This is a genomic window from Thermoflavimicrobium daqui (assembly GCF_003313465.1).
Taxonomy (GTDB): domain Bacteria; phylum Bacillota; class Bacilli; order Thermoactinomycetales; family Thermoactinomycetaceae; genus Thermoflavimicrobium; species Thermoflavimicrobium daqui.
This window is the reverse complement of the sequence record NZ_KZ845667.1, coordinates 145,418-169,370: the sequence shown is the minus strand read 5'-3', so window position 1 is coordinate 169,370 and position 23,953 is coordinate 145,418. Positions and strand designations below refer to the sequence as shown.

21 protein-coding genes are annotated in these 23,953 nt (G+C 36.7%); 7 read left to right on the top strand and 14 right to left on the bottom strand.

The window, feature by feature from the left end; genetic code table 11:
- The first annotated feature begins 66 nt into the window (after window positions 1-66).
- Entirely contained in the window at window positions 67-1,581 is a 1,515-nt protein-coding gene (locus DL897_RS10665; RefSeq protein ID WP_113659135.1) for a class I adenylate-forming enzyme family protein, read from the top strand.
- 225 nt (window positions 1,582-1,806) lie between these two features.
- Window positions 1,807-2,724 carry a DMT family transporter gene (locus DL897_RS10660; RefSeq protein WP_113659134.1) on the top strand — a complete coding sequence of 306 codons (918 nt, stop codon included), beginning with the start codon at window positions 1,807-1,809 and terminating at the stop codon, window positions 2,722-2,724.
- Window positions 2,725-2,923: 199 nt separating this feature from the next.
- Here the strand turns inward: DL897_RS10660 and DL897_RS10655 are convergent, their stop codons facing one another.
- From DL897_RS10655 to DL897_RS10605, 11 genes are all read right to left on the bottom strand, one after another.
- The gene (locus DL897_RS10655; protein ID WP_276308583.1) at window positions 2,924-3,580 is read right to left on the bottom strand and encodes a LysR substrate-binding domain-containing protein; all 657 of its coding nucleotides are present in this window, start codon (window positions 3,578-3,580) and stop codon (window positions 2,924-2,926) included.
- Between the two features lie 708 nt (window positions 3,581-4,288).
- Window positions 4,289-4,480 (bottom strand): hypothetical protein, encoded by a 192-nt coding sequence (locus DL897_RS10650; protein ID WP_206186514.1) that lies wholly within the window; start codon window positions 4,478-4,480, stop codon window positions 4,289-4,291.
- Between the two features lie 249 nt (window positions 4,481-4,729).
- A complete protein-coding gene (locus DL897_RS10645) occupies window positions 4,730-5,740 on the bottom strand; it encodes a sugar kinase (RefSeq protein ID WP_113659132.1) in 1,011 nt (336 codons plus the stop codon).
- Window positions 5,733-6,482, bottom strand: coding sequence for a 2-dehydro-3-deoxy-phosphogluconate aldolase (gene dagF / locus DL897_RS10640; RefSeq protein ID WP_113659131.1), 750 nt, complete (start codon window positions 6,480-6,482; stop codon window positions 5,733-5,735). Before dagF ends, DL897_RS10645 begins: the two co-directional genes overlap by 8 nt.
- Before the next feature lies 1 nt (window position 6,483).
- Window positions 6,484-7,581, bottom strand: a complete 1,098-nt coding sequence (locus DL897_RS10635; protein WP_113659130.1) for a DgaE family pyridoxal phosphate-dependent ammonia lyase — start codon at window positions 7,579-7,581, stop codon at window positions 6,484-6,486.
- Window positions 7,553-8,662, bottom strand: a complete 1,110-nt coding sequence (locus DL897_RS10630; protein WP_240627375.1) for an amidohydrolase/deacetylase family metallohydrolase — start codon at window positions 8,660-8,662, stop codon at window positions 7,553-7,555. The genes DL897_RS10635 and DL897_RS10630 overlap by 29 nt, the downstream gene beginning before the upstream one ends.
- Entirely contained in the window at window positions 8,656-9,762 is a 1,107-nt protein-coding gene (locus DL897_RS10625; RefSeq protein ID WP_113659128.1) for a DUF871 domain-containing protein, read from the bottom strand. Before DL897_RS10625 ends, DL897_RS10630 begins: the two co-directional genes overlap by 7 nt.
- A 3-nt stretch (window positions 9,763-9,765) precedes the next feature.
- Window positions 9,766-10,044, bottom strand: a complete 279-nt coding sequence (locus DL897_RS10620; protein ID WP_113659127.1) for a hypothetical protein — start codon at window positions 10,042-10,044, stop codon at window positions 9,766-9,768.
- Between the two features lie 12 nt (window positions 10,045-10,056).
- Window positions 10,057-11,352: a PTS sugar transporter subunit IIC gene (locus DL897_RS10615; RefSeq protein ID WP_113659126.1), complete on the bottom strand. Its 1,296-nt coding sequence runs from the start codon at window positions 11,350-11,352 to the stop codon at window positions 10,057-10,059.
- A 204-nt stretch (window positions 11,353-11,556) separates the two neighbouring features.
- Entirely contained in the window at window positions 11,557-12,267 is a 711-nt protein-coding gene (locus DL897_RS10610; RefSeq protein ID WP_113659125.1) for a GntR family transcriptional regulator, read from the bottom strand.
- 454 nt (window positions 12,268-12,721) lie between these two features.
- Window positions 12,722-13,813 (bottom strand): M24 family metallopeptidase, encoded by a 1,092-nt coding sequence (locus DL897_RS10605; RefSeq protein ID WP_113659124.1) that lies wholly within the window; start codon window positions 13,811-13,813, stop codon window positions 12,722-12,724.
- A 287-nt stretch (window positions 13,814-14,100) separates the two neighbouring features.
- Between DL897_RS10605 and DL897_RS10600 the strand changes: the two genes are divergently transcribed.
- Together DL897_RS10600 and DL897_RS10595 are read left to right on the top strand one after the other, a co-directional pair.
- Window positions 14,101-14,772: a futalosine hydrolase gene (locus DL897_RS10600; protein WP_113659123.1), complete on the top strand. Its 672-nt coding sequence runs from the start codon at window positions 14,101-14,103 to the stop codon at window positions 14,770-14,772.
- Window positions 14,769-15,599: a 1,4-dihydroxy-6-naphtoate synthase gene (locus tag DL897_RS10595; protein WP_113659122.1), complete on the top strand. Its 831-nt coding sequence runs from the start codon at window positions 14,769-14,771 to the stop codon at window positions 15,597-15,599. The genes DL897_RS10600 and DL897_RS10595 overlap by 4 nt, the downstream gene beginning before the upstream one ends.
- Window positions 15,600-16,041: 442 nt before the next feature.
- Here DL897_RS10595 and DL897_RS10590 read toward each other — a convergent pair whose 3' ends face one another.
- Complete coding sequence (locus DL897_RS10590) at window positions 16,042-16,842, bottom strand: alpha/beta fold hydrolase (protein ID WP_113659121.1); 801 nt, start codon at window positions 16,840-16,842, stop codon at window positions 16,042-16,044.
- Between the two features lie 696 nt (window positions 16,843-17,538).
- Between DL897_RS10590 and DL897_RS10580 the strand changes: the two genes are divergently transcribed.
- Both DL897_RS10580 and DL897_RS18270 read left to right on the top strand, forming a co-directional pair.
- A complete protein-coding gene (locus DL897_RS10580) occupies window positions 17,539-18,717 on the top strand; it encodes a MalY/PatB family protein (protein WP_113659120.1) in 1,179 nt (392 codons plus the stop codon).
- 55 nt (window positions 18,718-18,772) lie between these two features.
- Window positions 18,773-18,943, top strand: a complete 171-nt coding sequence (locus DL897_RS18270; RefSeq protein ID WP_168188760.1) for a hypothetical protein — start codon at window positions 18,773-18,775, stop codon at window positions 18,941-18,943.
- A 124-nt stretch (window positions 18,944-19,067) separates the two neighbouring features.
- On the opposite strand, the gene DL897_RS10575 is transcribed toward DL897_RS18270, so the two are convergent.
- Complete coding sequence (locus DL897_RS10575; protein ID WP_113659119.1) at window positions 19,068-20,579, bottom strand: class I adenylate-forming enzyme family protein; 1,512 nt, start codon at window positions 20,577-20,579, stop codon at window positions 19,068-19,070.
- A 189-nt stretch (window positions 20,580-20,768) separates the two neighbouring features.
- Window positions 20,769-21,713 carry an aminoglycoside phosphotransferase family protein gene (locus DL897_RS10570; RefSeq protein ID WP_113659118.1) on the bottom strand — a complete coding sequence of 315 codons (945 nt, stop codon included), beginning with the start codon at window positions 21,711-21,713 and terminating at the stop codon, window positions 20,769-20,771.
- A gap of 444 nt (window positions 21,714-22,157) precedes the next feature.
- Here DL897_RS10570 and DL897_RS10565 point away from each other — a divergent pair, with 444 nt between their 5' ends.
- A complete protein-coding gene (locus DL897_RS10565) occupies window positions 22,158-23,948 on the top strand; it encodes a M3 family oligoendopeptidase (RefSeq protein WP_113659117.1) in 1,791 nt (596 codons plus the stop codon).
- Window positions 23,949-23,953 lie beyond the last annotated feature (5 nt).

Genomic DNA, 23,953 nt, shown 5'->3' with positions numbered 1-23,953 from the left:
GCCCTATAAACAGATTTTATATATGGATAATTATTATTTGATAATATAAAATAGGGGGTTTTTTGTATGTTGTTAGGAAACTTATTAGTAGACCGTGTAAGGGTAACTCCTAATTTAGAAGCAATTGTAGATCCACAGAATCGTAGTACTTATGAAGAGCTGAATACTCGTGTTAATCAGTTAGCCAATGGACTAATTAACCTAGGAGTTCAATCTGGAGATCGTGTAGCCATCTTAAGTAAAAATTGCCAGGATATGCTGATAGTTTATTATGCATTATGGAAAATAGGAGCTATTTTAGTGCCTTTAAACACTCGCTTAAATGTAGAAGAGCTATGTTATATGCTTGAAAACTGTCAAGCAAAGGTAGTGATTTATGATGAAGATTATAAAGAGTGTTGTGATAGACTAAGAGAAATTTCTTCTATTCATTTTATGATCAATATGGGAAACGAAAATAATTTAGACGATTTTCATTTACATACAATTATAGATCAAGGAAGTTCCGAAGAGCCCTTCTGTGATATACAACCGATTGACCCAGCTGTTATTATTTATACATCTGGAACAACAGGTAGACCAAAAGGAGTCGTGCATAGTCATGTTAGTTTATTTGAAAATGCATTAGGGTCATTATTAAGTGGATCATATCGTGAGGGTGATCGATATTTAGTTCCGCTCCCATTGTTTCATATAAGTGGTTTAATAATTACATTAATGAGCGTGCTTCATGGAATGACTATGCTTACAATGTCGGAATTTAATCCAGTCTATACTTGGGAGATTATTGAAAAAGAGCGAATAACAATGATGACAGCTGTTCCGATTATGTTAAAAGTCATGTATCAAGTGCCTGGGTGGATAGAACGGGATATTAGTTCGCTTCGTTTTATTAGTAGTGGAGGAACGTTTGTTCCTGAGGAGCTGATTCGTGCATATCATGAGTTTGGAATTTCAATTCTTCAAGTTTATGGTTGCACAGAACATGGAATTGCTACAGCCTATCGATCAGACCGAATGGGAATGGATAAATGTCATACCATGGGCAGAGAAATCCACTTCACAAAAGCTAAAATTGTAAGTCCAATCACTGGGGAAGTCTTACCACCTGGAAAAGTAGGGGAAATCGCGCTAAAGGGATCACATAGTATTATAGGTTATTGGGATAATCCAGAGGAAACAGCTAAGGCTCTAAAAGATGGATGGTTATACACAGGTGACCTTGGGAAAATAGACAAAGATGGTTATTTGACTGTTGTTGATCGACTGAAAGATATGTTTGTATGTGGTGGGGAAAACGTTTATCCTGCAGAAGTAGAAGCTATTTTACTAGCACTAAAAGGAGTTAAAGAGGTTGCTGTTGTTGGTGTTCCAGATGATAAGCTAGGTGAAGCACCACGTGTTTTTATTGTAAAAGAGCCAAACTCTGATCTACGGAAAGAAGATATTCTCAAATATTGCTATGGCCGATTAGCACTCTTTAAGTGTGGAGAAGAAGTTCAATTCATCGATCAAATGCCTAGAAACACAATTGGAAAAGTAGATAAAAAAATACTTAGAGAAAAATATTTATCCTCTTAGCTCAAAAATGGAGTAAACTCTGGTAGGTTTGCTCCATTTTTTCGACTTTAAATATAATTTGTTGCTTCTGAAATATTTATTTAAAAATTGCAAGGAGCACTCTCTATATGAGTTAGAATATAGAATTAATTGACACTTCATTGTATTAGGTGGCAAAATGAATACAGTAAAAATCTAATAAACATCATAGTCTAATTTCAAAAATAGGTAATGGCGGAATAAAACATGAACACAGAAAAACAATGTCCAGTACCACCTAGTTTGATATTATGGATAGGGATTCTTGCAGTTTCATTTTCTGCTATTTTTATTAAATGGTCTAAGGCTCCTGCAGCAGTGATGGGGATGTATCGCTTATTTTTCTCTACATTGGTTATGCTTCCATTTTTGCGTAAAAAACATTGGATACAGCTTCGCTTGATTACGAGGCGTGAGGGTTGGGCGATCCTTTGGGCTGGGATTTTTCTTGGCTTACATTTTTTGTTTTGGATTAGTTCACTTAAATATACATCCGTGGCTAGTTCTACTATTTTATTAGTATTACAACCTATTTTTGTGATGATTGGTGCGTATTTTATTTATAAAGAGCGTACCGGTTTCAAAGGGTTAGTTAGTATGGGAGTCGCAATTCTCGGTACTTTCTGTATTGGGTTAGGAGATATTGAGCTTTCCTCAACAGCTTTATATGGAGATGTTTTATCAATACTTGGAACTCTCGCCGTCTCTGTTTATGTTTTGGCTGGACAAGACCTAAATAAAAAGATATCACCACTTATATACAATGTGATTGTCTTTTCTATTGCAGGTATAGTATTAATGAGCTACAACTTATGTACTGGAACCGATATGACTGACTATCCAGAAAGAGAATGGGGAATTTTTCTCTTACTTGCACTAGTTCCTACAATTTTCGGGCATGGTTTATTTAATTGGTTAATGCAGTATGTAAATGCAACCACAATTTCTGTGAGTATATTAGGAGAACCAGTTGGATCTACAATTTTGGCGTACTTCCTACTCAATGAAGCAATTACACCCTTTCATCTAATAGGTGGCATTTTATCAATTCTCGGAGTTTGGTTATTTATGTATCATCCTAAATCTTCTGCAAAGGTGAAAAAAGGGGTTAAACAGAGCAATTAAGAAATATTATGTGAAATTAGGTAAAGCTGTTAAAGCTCTGGGCTCCGTGATATGTAGGACTTATATTTAAGACGCTGAATGGCGTCTTATTTTTTATCTAATTTTTGATTAGATACCAGATGGGTTTAAATACGAAATATTCATAGATATGCTAAAAAAGTGGAGTGAACTCCTAACGTTTTCACTCCACTTTTTATATTTAAAGGCTGTTGGTCATATCTAAGTCTTTAAAGCACTCTTTTGTAGCTTTCAAAAACTTATTCAGAGCATTCGATACTGGAATATCATCCCGTCTAATAAAGATAGTTGTAACATGTTTATACTTTTCAGGTACAGAGTAACAGGTTATAAATTCGCTTTTCTCTAGTTGTGTTGCAATACTTTTTGAAACAAGAGCCACTCCTAATCCTGCTTTAACACATCCTAACATCCCTTCAATGGTACCAAATTCCACTTTCTTCAATGGAAAGATTCCTTCTTCACGTAGCCATTGTTCTAACTTAGTGCGATATGTACATCCTGATCGAAATATAAGAATGGTACGCCTCTTCAAATCCTTTAATGTTTGAATTGGAGGATGCGAAGCTCCAATAATTAAAACTAATTCCTCCTCTATTAAGGGCTCTTGAATAATTTTAGGATGGTCAATAGGATCAGTGATAAATGCACCATCTAAATTATATTTTAATACATCGTTTACAAGCTCTTCGGTTGATCCAGTCATTAAGGATAGGTTAACTTTAGGATATAAGCTATGAAAATAAGAAAGTACAGAGGGCAACCGGACTGCAGTTGTGATATCTGTTGCCCCGATTGATAATGGTCCCGAAGGTACTTCTTGATAGGGATTATGGATTGCATTTATAAATGCAACTTATGATTATGATCCTATTAATAATTGGCTATTTTATGATTACTTCGGCAACAGGGTATTTGTTTGAATAATTCTCTTCAATATTCAAGAATAAAGAGTATATCATTTTATTCAGTCAATCAAAAAATAACGTTACAAAAAAATAATTTATTCAATATTTGTAATTTATTAAGATGAAGAGTAAACAACACTTTTTTGTCCAACCGAATTTTCGAATGTATCTTAGTAGTTTTTTGCATTTAATTTTCGTAATCATCATTCAATATCTTACGAACATACTTTCTAAAATTGATTGAACGGTTGTTTTTTTATGCCATAAATGTCTGTTTATCATATTAGGTTACAAAATATTTGTTTTGTAACCCTTTTCGAGGGGTTTGAAGCGGTTTTTAGGTGTGTTTTTACCTAAAAATGTCATTTTATCCTTTTGTTTTTGTGTCTCTATAAGAGAAGTTAACTATAGTTTTGAGAAATCAATCAAAAGCAATCAGTGGATACATACTAGTCGACCAAGTCAGATAATTGTATTTTCCTAAGTTTAGTTGGATGGCTTAGTTTATAGTCTTTTTCTATTGGTTTAAACACATTGACTCTCCAGCCCATAGCTCCTTTTTGTAAATGTAACGCCTGAAAGCCTTTTGTATAAACTAAAGATGATCCGTGACCATCTCCCCATTCTTATCGCGGATATCAAGTAGTCTGAATACCACACCCCAAAGGACCAAGGATGCTTAGATCTACATCTTTGTCCACTTTTACCACGTTACGTTCACCAGTCAGTGCATATGTTCCAAAGGAAGATTGCCCAAAAAAAGTGGTAAGGTATTTCCCATTCTTCCGGATTCGTTGAGGTGGATTGGGACTATCTCCAATGAAATTCAATTCAAAAAAATTCTCACATGCATATGGATGACCTGTGAGGCAACTCTTGCAATGACTGCAAGATGAATAAATAAAAATGCTTTATTGACTTTTTTTCTAAGGACTGAGGTAATCCAGTATTTTTTTGTAACCTTAAAAGGAAATGACAAGCAACCAAATGGTCTCAATTTATATTAAATTTTCGTCAGTTTTAATGAGAAAACAAGAAGGGGGTTTGCCTTCTAAGACAACCCCCTTCTTGATCTAAAACTACCGATCTAACTCTACCGATTCATTATTCATTAACATATAAATATCATCGATGGTAGCAATCGGAGAATCACCACACGTAGTATGTGCGTAGACTCCTGCTGCTGTTGCGAATTCAATCATTTTATGAGGAGGATATTGACTAAGAATTCCATGTAGGAGACCACTGGCAAAACCATCTCCTCCACCAATCCGTTCCAATACTTTGAAATAATAAGGCTTTGAATAAGTGATCGAGTTATTTTGCCACAAAAACCCTTGAAGCTGATGCTCTTCAATGGACATGACTGTACGTATGGTACCAGCAATAGTTTGGATTTGATATTGTTGTATCACACGTGGGATTAAGTCTTCAATTTGTTCTTGGCGTGTTGTACCTGTTGTCTGCATTTCTAAAATTCCGATGGCATCTTTTTCTGTCATAAAACAAATATCTGCCAGTGATAACATCCGTTCATACCAAGGTTTTGCTAACTCACCATTTTTCCATAACTTCGGTCGATAATTACAATCAAATACAATCTGTACTCCTCTACGCTTTGCTTCCTCGGCAAATGAAAAGACTAGATTTCGTACAGATGATGAGATTGCTAAACTAATGCCACAAATGTGGATTGCTTTAGCATGGGTGAAAATGTCATCCAAATCATAGTCTGTGATAACGGACTGACAAAAAGAACTCTCCAGTCGATTCGTATAAGTGACTGTTGAAGGGCGAAGTCCATATCCTTTCTCTAAAAAATACATACCTATGTAATTCCCTTGTTGGATGACATAGGAGGTTGAAATCCCGAGAGATTGTATATACGAAATAGCTGCATCACCTAAGGGATTATTTGGTAGTGATGAGACAAGTGCGACCTCATGACCCAAATGGCTTAATCCACTTAATACATTGACGCCTGTTCCAGAAAAAGAATATGCTAAGGTTCGACTTTGCTTTAGCTTTTGAAAATGGGGGACTTCTAATCTCATCATTACTTCGCCAAGTGCTAAGATTTGATTACGCATATTGATCGACCAATCTTTTGATGGTTTTATATAGCTTTTGTACATCTTCGATTTTTGTTTTACCTGTAGCTTTATTGATAATCGATGAATAGACATGTGGAATCACTTTTTTGACTCCAGCTCGCAGGGGAATTTCAAGAATTTCTGCAAAGTTGGCTAGGTCTAGTCCACCAGTGGGTTCCAAATAAAAATCCTCCGCTGCACAGACTTTTGCAACTGCTTGATACTCCTCTTTTGTTTCTAACCCTCTCATTGGAAAATACTTAATGGAGTTTCCACCCATATCTTTGAGCATGGCAATTGCTGTTTCAATTGGAACTGTTGCAGACTCTTGTTGCGAACTAATTGGACCTGTAGCAATGTTCACACAGCCGATTTGACCTGTTGGTGAGACGAGGCCATTGATAAAGGTTTCATCATTACTGACAAGGGCTCTGGTATATCCGACTCCAGTGAATACCTGATTGACGTGTTGAGGTTTAAATTTTTTACAAATTTCAGCAACCATTTTCCATTGATTTGGATCTCCTGACCCCAAGCCAATAGAAACGGCATTATCAATCTCTACTGCATAAGCGTTCATTCCTTCAATTGCTTCTTCGACAGTTGCATAATTTTTGGATAATACTCCAATAACAACATGTCCCTCTGTTACCTCTACGATCTCTTTAGCATTTTCAATATCCTTAGCCAAAACATTAAGGCAAACACGCCCTCGATAAAAATTAGGATGTAATGACATTCTATTTCCCTCCTAAAATTTGTTGTAGTTTTTCCACAATCATTTCCATATCTCCACTTAACAAAGGGCGGGGATCAATGTCAAAATGCCCTGTATTGGCATGATAGTCACGAGTATAGATTGCTGGCTCTCCCTCTCGTAACTTTTTAACCACTTGCAAAGCAGATAGACGAGATTTTTTCGGATCAATATGAATGCGAGCACGGTAGATTTCTCTGCCAGCTTCATCGGATTGAATACTTACCTGAATCCCATCAAATTGTGATAGTACTTCGAGTTGTTTGAGTTGGGCAAGTTGGGAATCTATATTATTCCTATTTGTTTGATAATTTGCGATTGCTTGAATCAAGCCGAAAATCGACTCTTTCCCTACTTTCATCGCTCGTCCAATGCCTTTTAAGTGATATTTGATGTACTGGATGTATTCATTCTTGCCTGCAATAATACCAGAAGTAGGACCTTCTAATGCTTTGGAGCCACTAAAAATCACAAGATCTGCAAGATGTGAAAAGCTGGTAAAATCTTCTTCTGCTGCTGCATCAACAATTAGTGGGATCGATTTCTTCTGACAAATCTCGCTAACTTCTACTAATGAAGGCATATTTTTCTGTACACAATGATGAGATTGAACAAATAAAAAGGCAACGGTTTGTTTATGGATAGCGGCTTCTAGCTGCTGTATCGAACAACCATTAGCATATCCCACCTCTTTAAGCTGTCCACCTCCCAAATTCACCATAGTTTCAATAGGAGCTCCGTAGTCAACATGGTGACCTTTTAAGATCAAAACTTCATTACTAAGTAAAGGGGCAACTTGATGTAATTTGGGTATCAAATAGTGGTTATTTTTCGTGATCAATCCAGCAACGCTTAAAGCAATCCCTGCTGAGGCTGAATTAACAACAAGCGCACTTTCAGATTGGATATAGCTAGATACGATTTGACCTGATTTCTCAATCAGGTCATCCATTTCTACATAACTCTGTCCCCCTACTCTAATTGCATCCACAACTGAATCATGTAGGGTAGATACTCCTAAAATACTCATTCGTCCGCTTGCGTTGATTACTTTACGAAGGCCGATTATTTGTGAGTTCAATATGTTTACCCCCTAGTACAACAGCTGTTGGTACAACCCTTTGTGTTGCTTCCATCGTGACTCCGTGCGAATCAACCAATTTAATTGGTTTTTCCTGTAATTGAAAAATGGTCAAATCAGCGTAGTTTCCAGGCCTAATTCTTCCCAGTAGGGGTTGTTTAAGTATCTGTGCTGGTTTCTCTGTGACTGCATGAATCACTTTATCAAGTCTATAACCTAGTGCTAAGAATTTAGTTAAAGTGGTTGCCATATCATAGACTGGACCATTTTCTTTATTACGCATATAAATATCTGTACTTATCGTATCAAATAAAACACCTGCCGTAATGGCTTTTTTAGCTATATGAAATGAAAAACTAGCTGTACCATGACCAATATCTAGAATGATTCCTCGTTCTATAGCTCTTATCAATTCAGAAAGAGGAAAATCCTGATCGCGAAAAATATTATTGTCTTTCCCATTAAAACAGTGAGTTAAGATATCCCCAGACTCTAACTCTGCTAAGATTTCTTCAATTTTGGGAGGTTCACTCCCAATATGAACCATGAGAGGAAGCTTGAGTTGCTTTGTAAACGACTTCGCTATTTTTAAGGGAGTGATACCATTCTCACCGATTACACTTGCACTCATCCGAGCTTTTAATCCAACAATAAAGTCGGGATGCTTTTCATATAATTTACGAATGGGCTCCAATTCCAGATTTGTTAAATCCGCTAACTCATCAATACGTTTGAGACCAATCTTTGAAACATTACAGAAAGCAAAGACACGTGTTTTGCAATTCCGGGATAGTTCATAAAATTCAGCAATGTCATTAGCGCCAGTACTTCCAGCATCAACAACGGTAGTCACACCCGTTGAATATCCAATTAGGTCAGGATGGGAACAGTATGGGGCATATTTTGGAAAAGCATGTGTGTGAAGATCGATCCACCCACTTGAAATATAAGATTTACCTTCTAAATCGATAATTTCTCCATCACCTTGGTACTGTTCGACTACCGCATGGATACGATTATCTTCAATCAAGATATCTTTGATCGATTCGTCAACAAAACGTGCATTTTTTATAACTAACACTGTGTTACCTTCCCTTCCACAGCGACCAAAAAGAATGTCCCCCATGGTTGAATATAATCTAATAAAAAGTGTTCTTCTTCTACTACACGGGCGATTAGATTTTTCCGCTCATCAGGTGGCATCTCCTGTAGAATAACTTGTAACTCTCCTTTATATTTTCCAAAGGTATCATTTCCAATAAATATATCTCCCCTTGCCTGTGAAGTACTTTTCCTTCTAGGGAAAGAGTGTTGCGCATACTTTTTTCGCACTTCAACCGAACGAATCATATATTCACTGATATCGCCACGCCGTAGATGAGCTTCCTGCAAAGCAACTGTTTTTTCTAGTAAAGTGGTATTTGGTAAAAACTCAACTTTTAATTCAAGAGCATTTCTCCGAAGGGAGCCTAATCGAGCTAACTCCTCAGCACTTGCGTATGCATTTCCGATAATCACATCATCAATGACATGGGTTGCCCATAGATGCTTTGCTTGTACATCAATGGGTAGATAACGATGTTGTTCTAATGTGCATAAACCATCATTAATATCCCATGGTCCTATCTTTCCATGCTGGGAGGTGACAAAAGCAGCTGTACGAATTCCTTGCTCCTTGAAACGTTTACTACAAGAAATAAAGAAATGATAAGGTAATCCCGTAAATTTTTGAGGGTAAAAATTGTGGCAACCTAATAATAAATCCTTGTTTGCTTGATGAGTTAAAATATTGGGAAGATAGTCAACATCATTACTCATATTTAACTCAATTTTTAATCCGTAAGGGTTATAAGTCATCTTTGATTCTTTTAAACCATCAAATCCAAGATCTAAGCGAACTCCATCTGCTCCTAATTCGGCAAAGAAACTAAGGTCATCATAACTAATGTTCAGTTGTTGAAAGATAGCTGGAGCCACATCTAAAATAAATTCCATCTGGAGAGACTTGGCATGACCGATGATCTCTTTAAATTCTTGCATCAATTCTTCTTTTGGTCTCTGTACTGATAACAAACATGTAAAAACACGTTCAAATCCGTAACGGTGAGCAAGATCTAAGTATTCTTTATCTCGATTAATTGTAGAATGCTCTGGATAGATAGATACACCCAATTTACGCATAAATTATCCTTCTTTCTGGTATTTTGCTTGAAATTTTTCTTGTACTGCAACTAGATACTCGTGGTAGCGTGTAAACACAAGTACAGAACAAAAGACAGTCGGAATGATAATGATTAAGTAGTGAGTTGATCCTACCCATTGAAATAAAAAGATAGAAGCACTAATAACTAAGATGGATACCAATAATGACTTCCATGTGGTTAACTTCCTACAAAAGTGGGTGCGATTGAAAAGAACATTGGCAATGATAAAAGAGAGACATGTACAAATCAACTCAAACATATTTATCCCCCTCTATGAATTAGATTCCACACTCTCATCACGTAAATGTTGTCTTTCAAACATCTTGAAAAATGGGAAGTAGATGCAAAGAGATATGATAAAGTTTAAGATAACTAGTACCCCTGCCATGATCGTCCAATCGGTGCTTATCACTGCTGCAAGTGGTGCTGGTACTGTGAAAGGTAGTTTAGCCATAATCATCGGAATGAATCCTAGTTTGAAAAAGGTATATGCCACAATGACATTACAAAGTGGAGCCAAGATAAACGGAATCATAAGAATAGGATTCATGACAATAGGTGCACCGAAGATAATGGGTTCATTAATGTTAAAGATACCTGGCACAATCGAAAGCTTTCCTAACTCTTTTAAGTATTTTGCCTTTGAGAATAAGAATAGTACAACAAGCGCAAGGGTAGAGCCTGCACCTCCGATCCATACAAACCATTGAATAAACTGTTCGGTAAATAGATTTGGTAATTGAGCTGCCTTTCCAGTTTCAGCAAATACCTCCATATTTTCAAGAATAGCTGAATCCCACATAGGTCGAATAATAGGGCCTAGAATAGCAGGGCCATGAATACCGAGTGTCCAAAAAAATACAATTAAGAAGACCGTTAGCATCCCGCCGATTAAACTATTACCGACCAATAAATCTTTTAGTGGTGAAACTAAATTAGTAATTACCGAGTTAATGTCAAATCCTAATCCATGACGAATTCCCCAGAATAATAGAATGACAACAAGGGTTGGTACTAAAGCAGTAAAAGAGTTAGCCACCATAGGTGGAACACTTTCTGGCAATTTAATACGAATATCCCTTTTGATAAAAAAGCGGAAGATTTCTACTGAAATTAAAGCGGTCACAATAGCACCAAATAGTGACTGTGCACTTAAACTACTAATAGATAACCAACGTCCCGCATCTATAACCCCTTTGACAGGCTCTGCTACTTGTACGGGGATAACGCAAGTAATGAAGAAAGAGAGTACAGATAAGAAACCAGCACTAAGTTGATCTAGCTTATAATGTCCTGCCAGTGCATAACCAACTCCAAATGAAGCATATAAGGCCATTGCACCTACAGTAAATCGGAAAGGGATGTCTAAAGCTTGACGATATGGGGCAATCCACTGATCATATCCTTCAACAGGGAAATTAAGCAAAATGACGAAAAAGGAACCAATAATTGTAAGTGGAAGCGTTGCCAAAATTCCATGACGAATTGCGAGTAAGTGTCGTTGAGAACCAATTTTGTTTGCAACAGGAAGAATTTTACTCTCTAAAGTGTTCATAAAATTATTCATATTTTTTCTCCTCCTTTTAATAATCTGTTGTATTTAGATTCATCATAGCATGGACATTTATCTAAATCAATATAACATTATAATGTTATAATATAAAAAGAAAATACATAATAGAGTGAATAATGATACCAGAGATACTATTTACTCTTAATCCTATAAAATAAGAGGCATTCTGATGTACCAAAATACCTCTTATCCTTTCAATTATACTTCGAAGTTTACAACATACTTATGAATGTTTGTATTGTAATAGCCAACGGAATACTCAATTAATTGATCATCATTATCATAAGCAAATCGTGTACGCTGTAACAGTGGCTGTTGCTCAATTTGTAATTGTTCCCAAACATCTTGACTAGGAATAACGACTGAAAATTCATCCTTAAAGCGTTGAAATGTAACTCCTTTTTGATAGAGCAAATCATAGAGTGATGATTGATATACTTCTGCCTCTAGTGGCAATGACAATGTAAGTGGTATATAGTGTAGATAATAAATATAAGGTTGGTTATCTAAGTAATAGAGTCGTGAGATTCGAAAACATTTTTCACCATAATGAGATGCTAAAACGGGGTGCGAAGTCACATCTTCTATGGTAATCATTGCTTGTTTCTTAGTAATCTGATGTCCTTGTGATACGAGGAACTCGGAGAAGTTTTGTCCTTTAGATAATTTGGATACTGGGCTATTGTCTAGTACAGTGGTTCCTACACCACTTCGTTTCTCCACATATCCTTCATTCACTAATTGTTCAACTGCATTACGAATCGTAATTTTACTTACACCAAACTCTACTTCTAACTCTTGTTCTGGTGGGATATTTGTATGTTTTGGATAGATACCATTTAAAATCCGTTCTTTTAAAATCTCTTTGATTTGTAAATATAAGGGACCTTTCTTTCTTCCAAGTTTCATGAAAACCTACCTTTCTGCTCAATCTAGCCCGATCTTTTTTCTCCATATATTTGGAGTCATACTAACAATCTATCTTTTAAATAATTACCCATTCAGAAATATTATTAAATAAAAGTATAATATAAGTGTCGTGATATTTCCCTCATTACACTATACAGAAAATAGAGAAATAAAATCAAACATTTAATAAAATGGAGTAAAAAAAAGCGGCAAATGGGAGAAATGAATATACTTGATAAGAGAAATAAATAAAGAGGAAGAAAACTTATATTCTGTTTATGAATCAGAGGATAAATAATACAAAAATATGACAAAAATACCTAATAAAAATATAATCTAATATTATTATTGTACCCAATATTCCGCAATTTATTCACGACGTTCATCTCAGAAAAATAGATTAGCCTAATGTTTCCGAAATGAACGGATAAACTACTAGTTAAACTGTATTTTTTTATACTCCAATGGTCATTAATTCTTTAGGGAAAGATGTTAAGACCTCAGCACCATCTTTTGTGACCAAAACATTATCCTCGATACGAACTCCACCGACGCTTGAGTTGTAGATCCCGGGTTCAATGGTAAAAGTCATTCCTTCTTGAAGCTCTCCTATTGCTTGGCCATGAAGAGACGGGAATTCATGAATTTCTAAACCGATACCATGGCCTACACGAGTCATAAAAAACTCACCATATCCTTTGTTTTCAATCACTGTACGGGCTGCTTGATCTACACTTCGAATGGCAGCACCAGGACGTACTGCTTCAATACCACTTAGATTGGCTTTCAATACAGTATCATATATATCGAGTAAGGTATCATTCAATTCGCCTATCGCAAAAGTTCTGGTCAGATCAGAAACATAGCCATCGACGAAAACCCCAGCATCGATTAATAATACTTCACCGATTTGAACCTTTCTTTTTCCTGGCACACCATGAGGTAAAGCAGCATTTTGACCTGCTAAAACCATCGTGGAAAACGAAGGCCCTTCGGCACCAAGCTTTTTCATTTGAAATTCCAGTTCAGCAACAATATCTAACTCAGTGATCCCTGGGATTATTTTTGTCAAAGTTAGACGGAGAGAGTCTTCCATAATAGCAATAGCACGTTTGATCGTTGTTATTTCCTCAGAGCTTTTAATTAGGCGCATTTTCTGTAAAGGCTCCTCAATATCAACAACTTCTTCTGTTTTAATGGTCGTAAGTATTGCTTCATATATTTTTACTGTAAGATGACTCTTTTCTAAACCAAGACGTGAAATTGTTGATGGAAGATGTCCTTTTAATACTTCATAAGCATTTTCAGTATCAGTATGGGTGTAAATTTTCTGAACAGTCGAGACCTGTTGTGCTTTTTCTGCATCTAGCATGGGAACCAAAAGGAATGGCTCTTCTCCTCTAGTCAAAATTAAGCCCATAAACCGTTCATGTGGCTCTGTTAGGAAGCCAGTAAGGTAATAAATATGTTTTGGAAGCGTAATTAATAGGGCATCAAGTGCATTCTCTTCCATATATGTATATAGCTTTTCAATCCTTGAATTCATGCTATCATCCAATCTATTGAGAATATATTTTGTCAATCTAAATTTGCTGTATAAAAATAAATTATCATATAACAAAATTTAGATCTAGTACTCTGTTAAGCCTTTCGCGTATTTACTGTGATGGTACACCTATAAAGGGGTAGCTTAAGAAATTTTTAAATTAATCCCCCCTTCCTTCTTTAACAATCCACTATCCTAAATAGACAGGAAGAATGTATTTCGATACACTAATATTATGCCAGTTTATATAAAAATATTAGTTTAAAAACATAAAGGGAGATTATATTATGGGTTCTGACCTAGATACATATAAGGGAATGCGTATACTCGTGATGACATCCGTTCAAGCTGAGAAGGAAGCTGTATTACGTGGGCTTTGTAATGAGGATCAATTTGATGTCATGGTGGCGGGTGTTGGCTCAGTTGCAGCAGCAATTAGTACGGTATCTGTCTTACATACAAGTCAGTATGATTTAGTAATTAACGCAGGTATTGCTGGAGGTTTTATGGATCAGGCGGAAGTGGGATCCGTTGTAGTAGCAGATAAGGTCGTTGCTGCTGATTTAGGGGCACAGACCCCTGAAGGATTTCTTAGTTTAGACGAGTTAGGTTTTGGTTCTAGCACTATTCACCTTGACCAAAACAAGGTACGTCAAGTAGCGGAAGCATTGCAGGCTGCTGGTCTCCCTGTTGCAACGGGTTCAATTCTTACCTTATCGACTGTGACAGGTACAGCTGCTACCGCTACAGCCTTAGCTTCACGAGTACAAGGAGCAGTAGCAGAAGCTATGGAAGGATTTGGTATCGCATCAGCCGCTCAACACTATCAAATTCCTTTCTTAGAAATTCGTACAATCTCTAACCCTGTTGGTCCACGAAATCGGGCAGCATGGCGTATCGATAAAGCACTTGAAGCATTAGAAGCAGCCAGCTCTGTACTAAGGGAGGTATTTAAATGAGAATTGCTTTTTCTCCTTGTCCTAATGATACTTTTGTGTTTCATGCTTGGGTACATGGTTTAATATCAGATGCACCTAAGCTAGATGTTACTTACGCTGATATTGATATTACAAACTATTTAGCAACTCAATCCAATGGTCCGGAAATACTTAAAGTTTCATTTGCGGCTTTACCTTGGGTGCTATCTGAGTATGCATTACTACCTTGTGGAGGTGCACTAGGTAGGGGGTGTGGTCCTTTAGTACTAACAAAAAATTCATCTAACGACCCTTCCGTTCTATCTGGTAAGCGAGTCGCAGTACCTAGTGAGAGATCAACAGCTTACCTATTGTTCCGGTTATGGATGGCACAAAATGTACCCGGAGGGGTTGGCAAGATCCTCATCTTGCCTTTCCATGAAATCATGCCAGCAGTACGTGATGGACACATTGATGCTGGATTAGTGATCCATGAAGCCCGGTTTACCTATCCTACCTATGGATTAACTCTATTAGCTGATTTAGGAGAATGGTGGGAGAATGAAACTGCTTTACCCATTCCACTAGGAGCTATCATTGCCCGTCGTTCCCTCGATATAGATCGCATTGCCAGTTGGACTCGAGCCTCGGTTGAATACGCTTGGGCACATCCCGAAGCATCACGAAAGTATGTCTTACAACACGCCCAAGAGATGGACCCCCAAGTAGCACAAGCTCATATTGATCTATATGTAAACCAGTTTACGGCGAGTTTAGGTGTAGAAGGTTATGCAGCGATCGATGCTTTGCTAAGTAGAGCCGCAGAAGAAGGATTAGTACCCAAAGTGGATTTAGCAACACTACGATAAAAACAGTAAATAGCTATTAATTGACCACTCCACACAAAAACCGTGGGATAAAAGACAGTAATTACGATAAAAAAGAATCCCAAAGAAATACTTGTTATGGGATTCTTTTTCTTATTTATTAAACCTCTATTTTACATGAAAGAAAGTATGGAATTTGGGTTCTCCAACACAGCCCAAGTCATTTTTATTAAAAAATCGATTTCCTGTACATTAGAAATCCATTTTTTAAGAGTCTTATCTACTTAATTGACACTCCCACGGCTGAAGCCGATGGTATTCTTGGGTAGTTAGCGTTCGCAGTCCATTTCCGTTGTAATATTCAAAAAAGATAGGTTATGTAAAACTCATTGTATTATTTTTTAAACTTATCGAGCTCCAGAAGTAGGCTGTTTTTCTCCATTAACCTTTTTTGTTGTCGTTGCTACATAGTTTCTATACAGCCTTATCCCTTGAAGAACTCGACTAATACAGGGGTGATAGATTCGGGAGAGACGTCGTGGTGCTGGCCGTCTAGGACACAATATTCTGCATTGAGAAGGTTACCCGTGATCGCTTTTGCAGCGTTGTGGAAAAAAGGCTCGCTGTTCTCACCGCTTATTACGAGCGTTGTGGAGGTTATCGATGTCCACTTATTAGACGGTAACGGCTTGCCTGCCATCACTTCTTTTGAGATAGTGCCGTCATAAGCTAGTGTGTGTGCCACCTCTTCTAAATCTTTCCACATTGGCTCGGCCTGCATTGGAGCAAGGTACTCTACAGGAAGGAGAAGTGCTTGCGTCATGAAGATCTCGACTGCTTTTCTGCGGTCACCTGAAGCGATCGCGTCATTGATTTGTTCTACATAATTTTTAGGCAGAGGAGGACGGCTGCTATCCAGAATAAGCGGTGGCTCATACAACGCTAGTTTTTTGATTTTATTTGAAAGCTTGTCGGCAGCCTCAAGAGCAAGGATAGCACCAGAGGATATACCGTATACATATGCAGTTCCGCCCACTCTATCGATTAGAGCTTCGATATCTTCAATCTCGCGCTGCACCGTATAGGGCTGGGTATCTCCACTATCACCCCGTCCTCTGCGGTCATAGCTAATGACGGTAAAGTGTTTAGCTAAGAGCGCTGCCAGCTTGACCCATTGTGGATGGGATCGGGTACCTAGTGCACCAGCTACCATAATGACTACTTGCCCTTCTCCTGATTGGTCGAACGCAATGGTAGTTCCGTCTTTCGAAATTACTTTATTCATAAAAATCTCTCCTCTGTGTTTTTTTATTTCTTTGGTATCTTGTCTTTGACAAGGTTACTTCTTATGGTTCGGTCCGTAGCTTGTAGATTCTCCGATTGGTGATCGCACGCACCTCGACGAGTCCCTTATCACTAAGCACTCGGAGGTGTTTGGGAAGCTTGTGGTTGGCGTATACCAAGTGATTTGTGATTTCCGACACTGTGCGGTCCATCTCGTAAGAGTTCAACCATGCGTAAGCCAGTTGTGCTCATCAAGTGCACTCTTTACACCCATATATCTTTCTCCTTTCCATACAAATATACCATACAAGGAATATTATGATTCTTTATTTATGTCTCTTATGTTTAATATTTCTAAATGACTATTACCATTTCAAGAAATAATCTTTATTCAATCGTTTTTGGAACTTAAAATAATGATCTTCAAGACTACCTTAAAATCTATTTATTTCACAATGTAAATACGAAAGATCTTAAATAAGCATTGATCACCATTATAGAGAACTGTCTAAAATTATCTATTTAAAAACAAATTGTACCATTTTACATCGTTTTGATTTTCGTTGAAGATACCTTTACCCTTAGTGAGAAAATTCTTGATTTTCTCTAGTTCGAATAATACTATAAATCAAAAGAATTCTATAGAACAAAAAATCTCTATGTAATTACTGAGTGGTACGCTTAAAAGGAGGATATCATGCAATACAACTTTGATGAAAAAATCGAAAGATATCATAGTGCTTCAGAAAAATGGGACGCGGTGGAAAATCTTTTTGGCAATCCAGAGATTCTTCCCATGTGGGTGGCAGATATGGATTTTAGATCTCCGCTACCTGTAATAAATGCCTTTAAAGAGAGAGCTGAACATGGAGTATTTGGGTATACCATCAGATCCGATTCCTATTATGATGCTATTATTAATTGGATGTCTAGAAGACATCATTGGCATATAAAAAAGGAGTGGATCTGCTATAGTCCTGGGGTTATGCCTGCAATTAGTTTTATAATTCGTTCTTTCTCAAATTTAGATGATAAAATATTAATTCAGCCACCTGTTTATTATCCATTTGCACAGGCTATCACGAAAAGTGGAAGAAAAGTAATAAATAACCCACTCCGATATGAGAATGGGAAGTATTCGATTGATTTTGATGATCTACGAGAAAAATTAGATAGTGGAGTAAAAATTTTTATTCTTTGTAATCCACATAATCCAGTTGGTCGTGTTTGGACAAAAGAAGAGCTTACAAAATTAGGTGAAATGTGTTTAGAACGAAATGTATTAGTCATTGCAGATGAGATTCATCATGATCTTATTTATAAAGACTTTAATCATACTCCTTATGCATCTCTATCTCATGAAATTGCACAGCATACGATTGTATGCACAAGCCCTAGCAAAAGTTTTAATTTAGCCGGACTACAAACTGCTAATATGATTATTCCAAATCCTGAGTTACGGGAACAGTTTAAGAAAATACTGGAAGATCATTTTTTAGATTTTACCAATACGTTTGGTGTAATAGCAACAGAAAAAGCCTATCAGTTTGGTGAAGCATGGCTAGACCAATGTATGAAATATATAGAGGAAAACTGCTACTTTCTAACATCCTATTTGAATCAGCATATCCCGAAAATCAAAGTAGTGAAGCCAGAAGCTACTTACCTTGTTTGGTTGGATTTCCGTGAGTTAGGAATAGATGCAAAAAGCTTTGAAAAATTGATGCTAGAGAAAGCTAAAGTTGCATTTCATGAGGGATATATATTTGGTCAAGAAGGAGAAGGATTTACGAGAATGAACATTGCTTGTCCACGAGCTTTATTAGAAGAAGGACTAAATAGAATGAAGAATGCACTACAAGACAATCATGCATAAGTCTACTCCCTGTACTTTACTTATTATGTAGCTTTTAGTCATGTAGGAGGTATCTATGCTGAGTATATTTATATCAGAACAGCCTCTCATGGTAGCTTTGGCTTTCTTATTAGGTCATAGTGCTTGGTATGTCTTTGTTTTATGGATTATTGGATTAAAGTTGATACGCCGCCTTGCGCAAAGATTTCAGTACTATTTAGATATTATTTTAGGAAGAGATTCATAAATAGTTTTCTTAGCAAACCTTTTCTTTTTCACTCAGAAAAACTTAAATAATAAAAAGCTGACATCTCTTACACTAAAGAGGTGTCAGCTTTTTAAATTTTATCATCCGTAAATTAGTATGTTTTTTAATTTAATCCTAATTGCTGTTTAAGCTTATGTTTCATTACCTTACCTATTTCGTTATATGGCAAGGTATTAACAAAGCGAACGTGATTTCCACATTTATGATCAGCAAGTTTGGAACGAGCATAGTTGAGGATTTGCTCCTCAGTTAGTTTTGAATTTTCTTTTTTTACTACTATAATCCAAGGAATTTCACCTTCTATTAAATCTGTGCATCCGACGACAGCAACATCTTGTACCTCATCTAACTCTTGGACTACACTTTCCACTTCGGCTGGATAGATATTAACCCCATCACGAATGATCATATCCTTAAGTCTACCCATGATAGTCACGAAGCCTTCAGAGTCCAGCTTGCCAAAGTCACCGGTTCGATACCAACCTTGGAGGAAACTACTTTCTGTAAGGCTTGGGCTATTCCAGTAACCTGCAAATACGGTGGGGCTTTTGATTATGATTTCACCTATTTCCCCAGTAGAAAGTGTTTGTTTTGTTACTGGATCAATGATTTTTACGCGGACATGTGAAAATATAAGTCCATCAGTCTGCCTTTTATCGAGGCCCATTTTAGGATGCCAAATACTAAGCTGACCAGTCTCTGTCGAGGCATATCCATGTGTTAATAAAATCCCTTTTTCTTGGCACAAAGTAAATAAGTCAGATGGAATAGGTGCTCCTCCTGTTGTAATGGTACGGAGTGAGGTAAGATTTCGACTTGGTAGTGTGGGATCTTGTAGTAGTATACGTAGCTCAGAAGGGACAGCAATAAAAAAGTGAATGGATTCCTTATCTACTAGTTCCCATACTTCGGATGGCGATAGTTTGGAGCGGATAATGTTCATAGAGCCTGTGTAAAGACTAGATAAACATAAAAGAACACCTGTCATATGCGAAAGAGGTTTTAATGTTAGTAAACGGATTTGTTGTTGTGGAGAGTCAGAAAAGGTTGAAAATAGATTTTGATAAGTAAGTGCTGCCCATAGATTTTGATGGGTAATAATGGCTCCTTTTGGCTTGCCAGTGGTTCCTGATGTATAACTGATCATTAAAGGATCCGTGATTTTTGTAGTTAAGTCAGATGGCTCAAAGGCATGTAGGTCGGATACTGAAGATTGAAAATGTGCATCAAGAGGTACCAATACATTGGAATCATAATGGAAATAAAGTGGTTTAACTTGATTAGTAAAATGGGGATCATATAACAAAATTTTTGCACCACTGTCACTTAGCATATAGTCTATTTCATCGCTTTTTAAAAAGGTACGTAAGGGGATAGCGATGGCTCCAAGACGAATAATCGCGATGAATAATACCAATGCTTGTACATGATTCTCACATAAAAATGCAACTCGATCACCGTATTGAACCTCTCTGCTTTGTAGCCAAGTAACCGTCTGATTGACACGATAGTTAAAAGAGTAATAAGTAAATTGCTCTTTCTGATCACACACTGCAATATGTTCCGGAATTTGAAGTGCCTGTTTAGTTATAAAATCGGTTAAATTGAAATACATAAGAATCCACCCCCAGAGGGTTTCAAGTAATTCCGTGATTCGTCCTATCGACCTAAAATGTACATAGCGACCCTAGATCATAAGGAATATTCCGAATTAGTCATCATTAATACAATTATATTTTATTATATTTATATTGTAAAATATTCCGCTCTAAATGATAGATAATAAAATGTTCAGACTAAAAAATCATTTCCTTATATCTTTGAGTGACCCTGTTAGATAGTTTATGGTTTTAACTCTTTCTTGCACATCTTGATCATCAAATAAAAGCTGTTCAATCAGTTCCCAGATATCCTCTAATTTACGTCTGCCTTGATAAAACTGTAGAGCATCGGTATTGATTGTAAAGTTTTTGTGGAATTTCTGATAGATTCTCATAAATTCATCATAGTACGGCTTGTCGATTAAAAACATAATATCAGCCTCAACAGGTGCTAGTTTCAATCCTTCCCAATCGATCAACATGAGTTGTTGTTCGCATTGCATTAGATTCCAATGATGAATATCTGTATGGCACAGGGACATTCTTAAATTGCTATATTTTAAGCTTTTAGACAGCTTTTCAGTAGTATCAATCAGATTATTCAATTGCTCTATGTGAGGATTTATCACTTCTCGTACATCACTTGAAAAATGAGTAATCTCTTCATCCAAAAAGTTTCTCAGTTGTTGCAAAAAAGGCACAGTAAAATCTTCCTTTATAGCATCGGTTTCAATCGGTATTTCTTCTCCATATAAATGAAGCTCGGTTATTATTTCTGAAAGTTGGCAAGCTTGCTCCTTCGTTAAATCTTTATCACCAATGGTCTCTCCATCAATATATTCATAAAGCAGATAAATTCTATCATCATCTTCACATTTGTAATCACCATTCTTGGTTAATAAAGGTAAAGGAATTTTACCTTTCAAATCGCTATGATGCAGAAGCCAAATCATGATAGGTACATATTTATCTATAAGAGCCGTCCATTTTGGAGTGGACGCTCTACTTTTTTCATAAGCCTTCAAGAAGTAAGTATGTTGGTTGTTAAATACTTTATATGCGAGTGCAGACCAGCCGCCTTGTTGTGATAAAGCGTTTATAATATCTATATCATAATGATCTTTCAAAATGGTTTTTATGTTGTTCATAAGGTCAAAGTCCTCCTATCTATTCAGTAACTATCCCATCTGGATGCCTAACGATCATGTTCCTGCCAAGTTGGAACTTTGCCAGGAGCCGAAATGATTTTCTAAATGCATCTTACACTTATAAATACAATCCACAAGAAAAGTAACTTGAATCGCATGTACCTTTTAAGAACTTCTTCATTAGCAGCCTAATCGAGTTTCTGGTGCTCCCTCCTTTTCTGAACTCAGTTTCTGTAAGTTCATAAGTGATCCAAGAAGCTTGTATTAGACTAAGAAAAAGATGCATAGATAATGGTGGAGATTTGTTATTCATATAATCATCTTTAGTTAATAGGTTGACTATTTAACCAAATTATACTCCACTATTTCTTTTTCTAGTCAATATAGAGGAATAAAAGGTAAAATAGAGAAAGGAGCGACTTCATTAGAAAAGGAGTAAAATTTATGACGACAAAATATGCTCAGACATGGGATCTCGATCCAATTTTTAGAGGTGAAAGTGAATCAACCACTTTAAAAGAGACTTTAGTAAATCTAGAGAAACAACTTCCGCTTCTTAAAAAACAGATCTTAGCATTGGATACGACCACAGATGTTCCTCCACTAAAGGATTGGAATCGGGTTTTAGAACAATTGCAACAATTAGACATTCAATTGTTTGAAGCTAATTCATTTATCTATTGTTTAGAAGCACAAAATATGAATGATGAAAAGGCTAAAGCGTTAAGAAACCATGCCAATCAATTATCAGCATCTTTTCAATCTGTAATTACTGCACTAGAAAGCCAAGTAACCAAAGTGTCTAATAAGTATTGGGAACAGTTGCTAGCGGATCCTCAAATTAAACCGATTTCCTTTTATCTCATCGAAAAAAGACAACAAGCTTTTGAAAAGCTATCGCCTAGTCAGGAAGAGCTGGTCAGCGATTTAAGTGTTGATGGGTATCATGCTTGGGAGCAAATGTACTACGCTATTGTAAGTGGAATGAAAATTCCTTACGACGAAAACGGAAAGACTACATATTTGTCAGTCGGACAAGCTGCCAATAAACTAGTAAATCCTAATCGATCTGTACGTCAGAAAGTCTTTGCCAAATGGGAAGAAGCTTGGGAAAGTCAAGCTCATCTTTTTGTAGAAACAATCAATCATTTAGCAGGCTATCGACTTCAACTATATAAGCATCGAAAATGGGATCATATATTAAAAGAACCACTTGCCTATAATCGGATGCAGGAAAAGACATTAGATGCGATGTGGAACGCAGTCGAAAGTGGAAAAGGTCATCTATCCCAATATCTTAAGCGAAAAGCAAAGTTGTTAGGTCTTAATCAATTAAGTTGGTACGATGTTTCTGCTCCTTTATCTGAGAATGCTAAACAAATTACATATGATGAAGCAGCGGATTTTATCGTGAAACAATTTGGGCTATTTAGTACAGATTTGGCGGAATTTGCTCAACATGCATTTGAGCAACGTTGGATCGAAGCTGAAAATCGTTCAGGAAAAAACCCAGGTGGATTTTGTACAAGCTTTCCAATTAGTAAAGAGTCTCGTATCTTTATGACCTACTCAGGAACGACCCAAAACTTATTTACACTCGCACATGAATTAGGACATGCTTATCACTCTTACGTCATGAAAGACCTACCACCATTGGTCCAAAATTATGCGATGAATGTCGCTGAAACAGCGTCTACCTTTGCTGAATTAATCGTAATTGATGCATCAATTAAGCAAGCTAAAACAAAAGAAGAAAAAATCGCCCTTCTGGATGATAAACTCCAAGCAACGACCGCTTATTTTATGGATATACACTCTCGCTTTTTATTTGAAAAGCGCTTTTATGAACAAAGAAAACAAGGATCTCTTGGAATCTCACAGTTATGTGAGTTGATGGAAGGAGCACAAAAAGAAGGTTTTGCCCATTCACTTTCACAATATCATCCTTACTTTTGGGCTTCAAAGCTGCATTTTTACGGTACAGATGTACCTTTCTACAACTTCCCGTATACTTTTGGCTATTTATTTAGTATGGGAATCTATGCAAGAGCATTAGAAGAAGGAGCTTCATTTGCGTCCAAATATGTCGAATTGCTTTGTGATACGGGACGTATGACAGTAGAAGATCTGGCAGCTCGACACTTAGGAGTCGATTTAACACAGCCAGATTTCTGGCAAAGTGCCGTTCGCTTATCATTAGCAGATGTAGATGAATTTTTACGGTTAACAGAATAACTTAT

Excerpts from the sequence above, each read along its gene's own strand:
- DL897_RS10610 (WP_113659125.1), bottom strand. The coding sequence starts at position 12,267 with ATGAAACTTGGAAGAAAGAAAGGTCCCTTATATTTACAAATCAAAGAG.
- DL897_RS10590 (WP_113659121.1), bottom strand. The coding sequence starts at position 16,842 with ATGAATAAAGTAATTTCGAAAGACGGAACTACCATTGCGTTCGACCAA.
- DL897_RS10615 (WP_113659126.1), bottom strand. The coding sequence starts at position 11,352 with ATGAATAATTTTATGAACACTTTAGAGAGTAAAATTCTTCCTGTTGCA.
- dagF (WP_113659131.1), bottom strand. The coding sequence starts at position 6,482 with ATGTCATTACATCCTAATTTTTATCGAGGGCGTGTTTGCCTTAATGTT.
- DL897_RS10575 (WP_113659119.1), bottom strand. The coding sequence starts at position 20,579 with ATGTATTTCAATTTAACCGATTTTATAACTAAACAGGCACTTCAAATT.
- DL897_RS10580 (WP_113659120.1), top strand. The coding sequence starts at position 17,539 with ATGCAATACAACTTTGATGAAAAAATCGAAAGATATCATAGTGCTTCA.
- DL897_RS10645 (WP_113659132.1), bottom strand. The coding sequence starts at position 5,740 with ATGCGTAATCAAATCTTAGCACTTGGCGAAGTAATGATGAGATTAGAA.
- DL897_RS10620 (WP_113659127.1), bottom strand. The coding sequence starts at position 10,044 with ATGTTTGAGTTGATTTGTACATGTCTCTCTTTTATCATTGCCAATGTT.
- DL897_RS18270 (WP_168188760.1), top strand. The coding sequence starts at position 18,773 with ATGCTGAGTATATTTATATCAGAACAGCCTCTCATGGTAGCTTTGGCT.
- DL897_RS10665 (WP_113659135.1), top strand. The coding sequence starts at position 67 with ATGTTGTTAGGAAACTTATTAGTAGACCGTGTAAGGGTAACTCCTAAT.
- DL897_RS10600 (WP_113659123.1), top strand. The coding sequence starts at position 14,101 with ATGGGTTCTGACCTAGATACATATAAGGGAATGCGTATACTCGTGATG.
- DL897_RS10660 (WP_113659134.1), top strand. The coding sequence starts at position 1,807 with ATGAACACAGAAAAACAATGTCCAGTACCACCTAGTTTGATATTATGG.
- DL897_RS10570 (WP_113659118.1), bottom strand. The coding sequence starts at position 21,713 with ATGAACAACATAAAAACCATTTTGAAAGATCATTATGATATAGATATT.
- DL897_RS10625 (WP_113659128.1), bottom strand. The coding sequence starts at position 9,762 with ATGCGTAAATTGGGTGTATCTATCTATCCAGAGCATTCTACAATTAAT.
- DL897_RS10605 (WP_113659124.1), bottom strand. The coding sequence starts at position 13,813 with ATGAATTCAAGGATTGAAAAGCTATATACATATATGGAAGAGAATGCA.
- DL897_RS10565 (WP_113659117.1), top strand. The coding sequence starts at position 22,158 with ATGACGACAAAATATGCTCAGACATGGGATCTCGATCCAATTTTTAGA.
- DL897_RS10595 (WP_113659122.1), top strand. The coding sequence starts at position 14,769 with ATGAGAATTGCTTTTTCTCCTTGTCCTAATGATACTTTTGTGTTTCAT.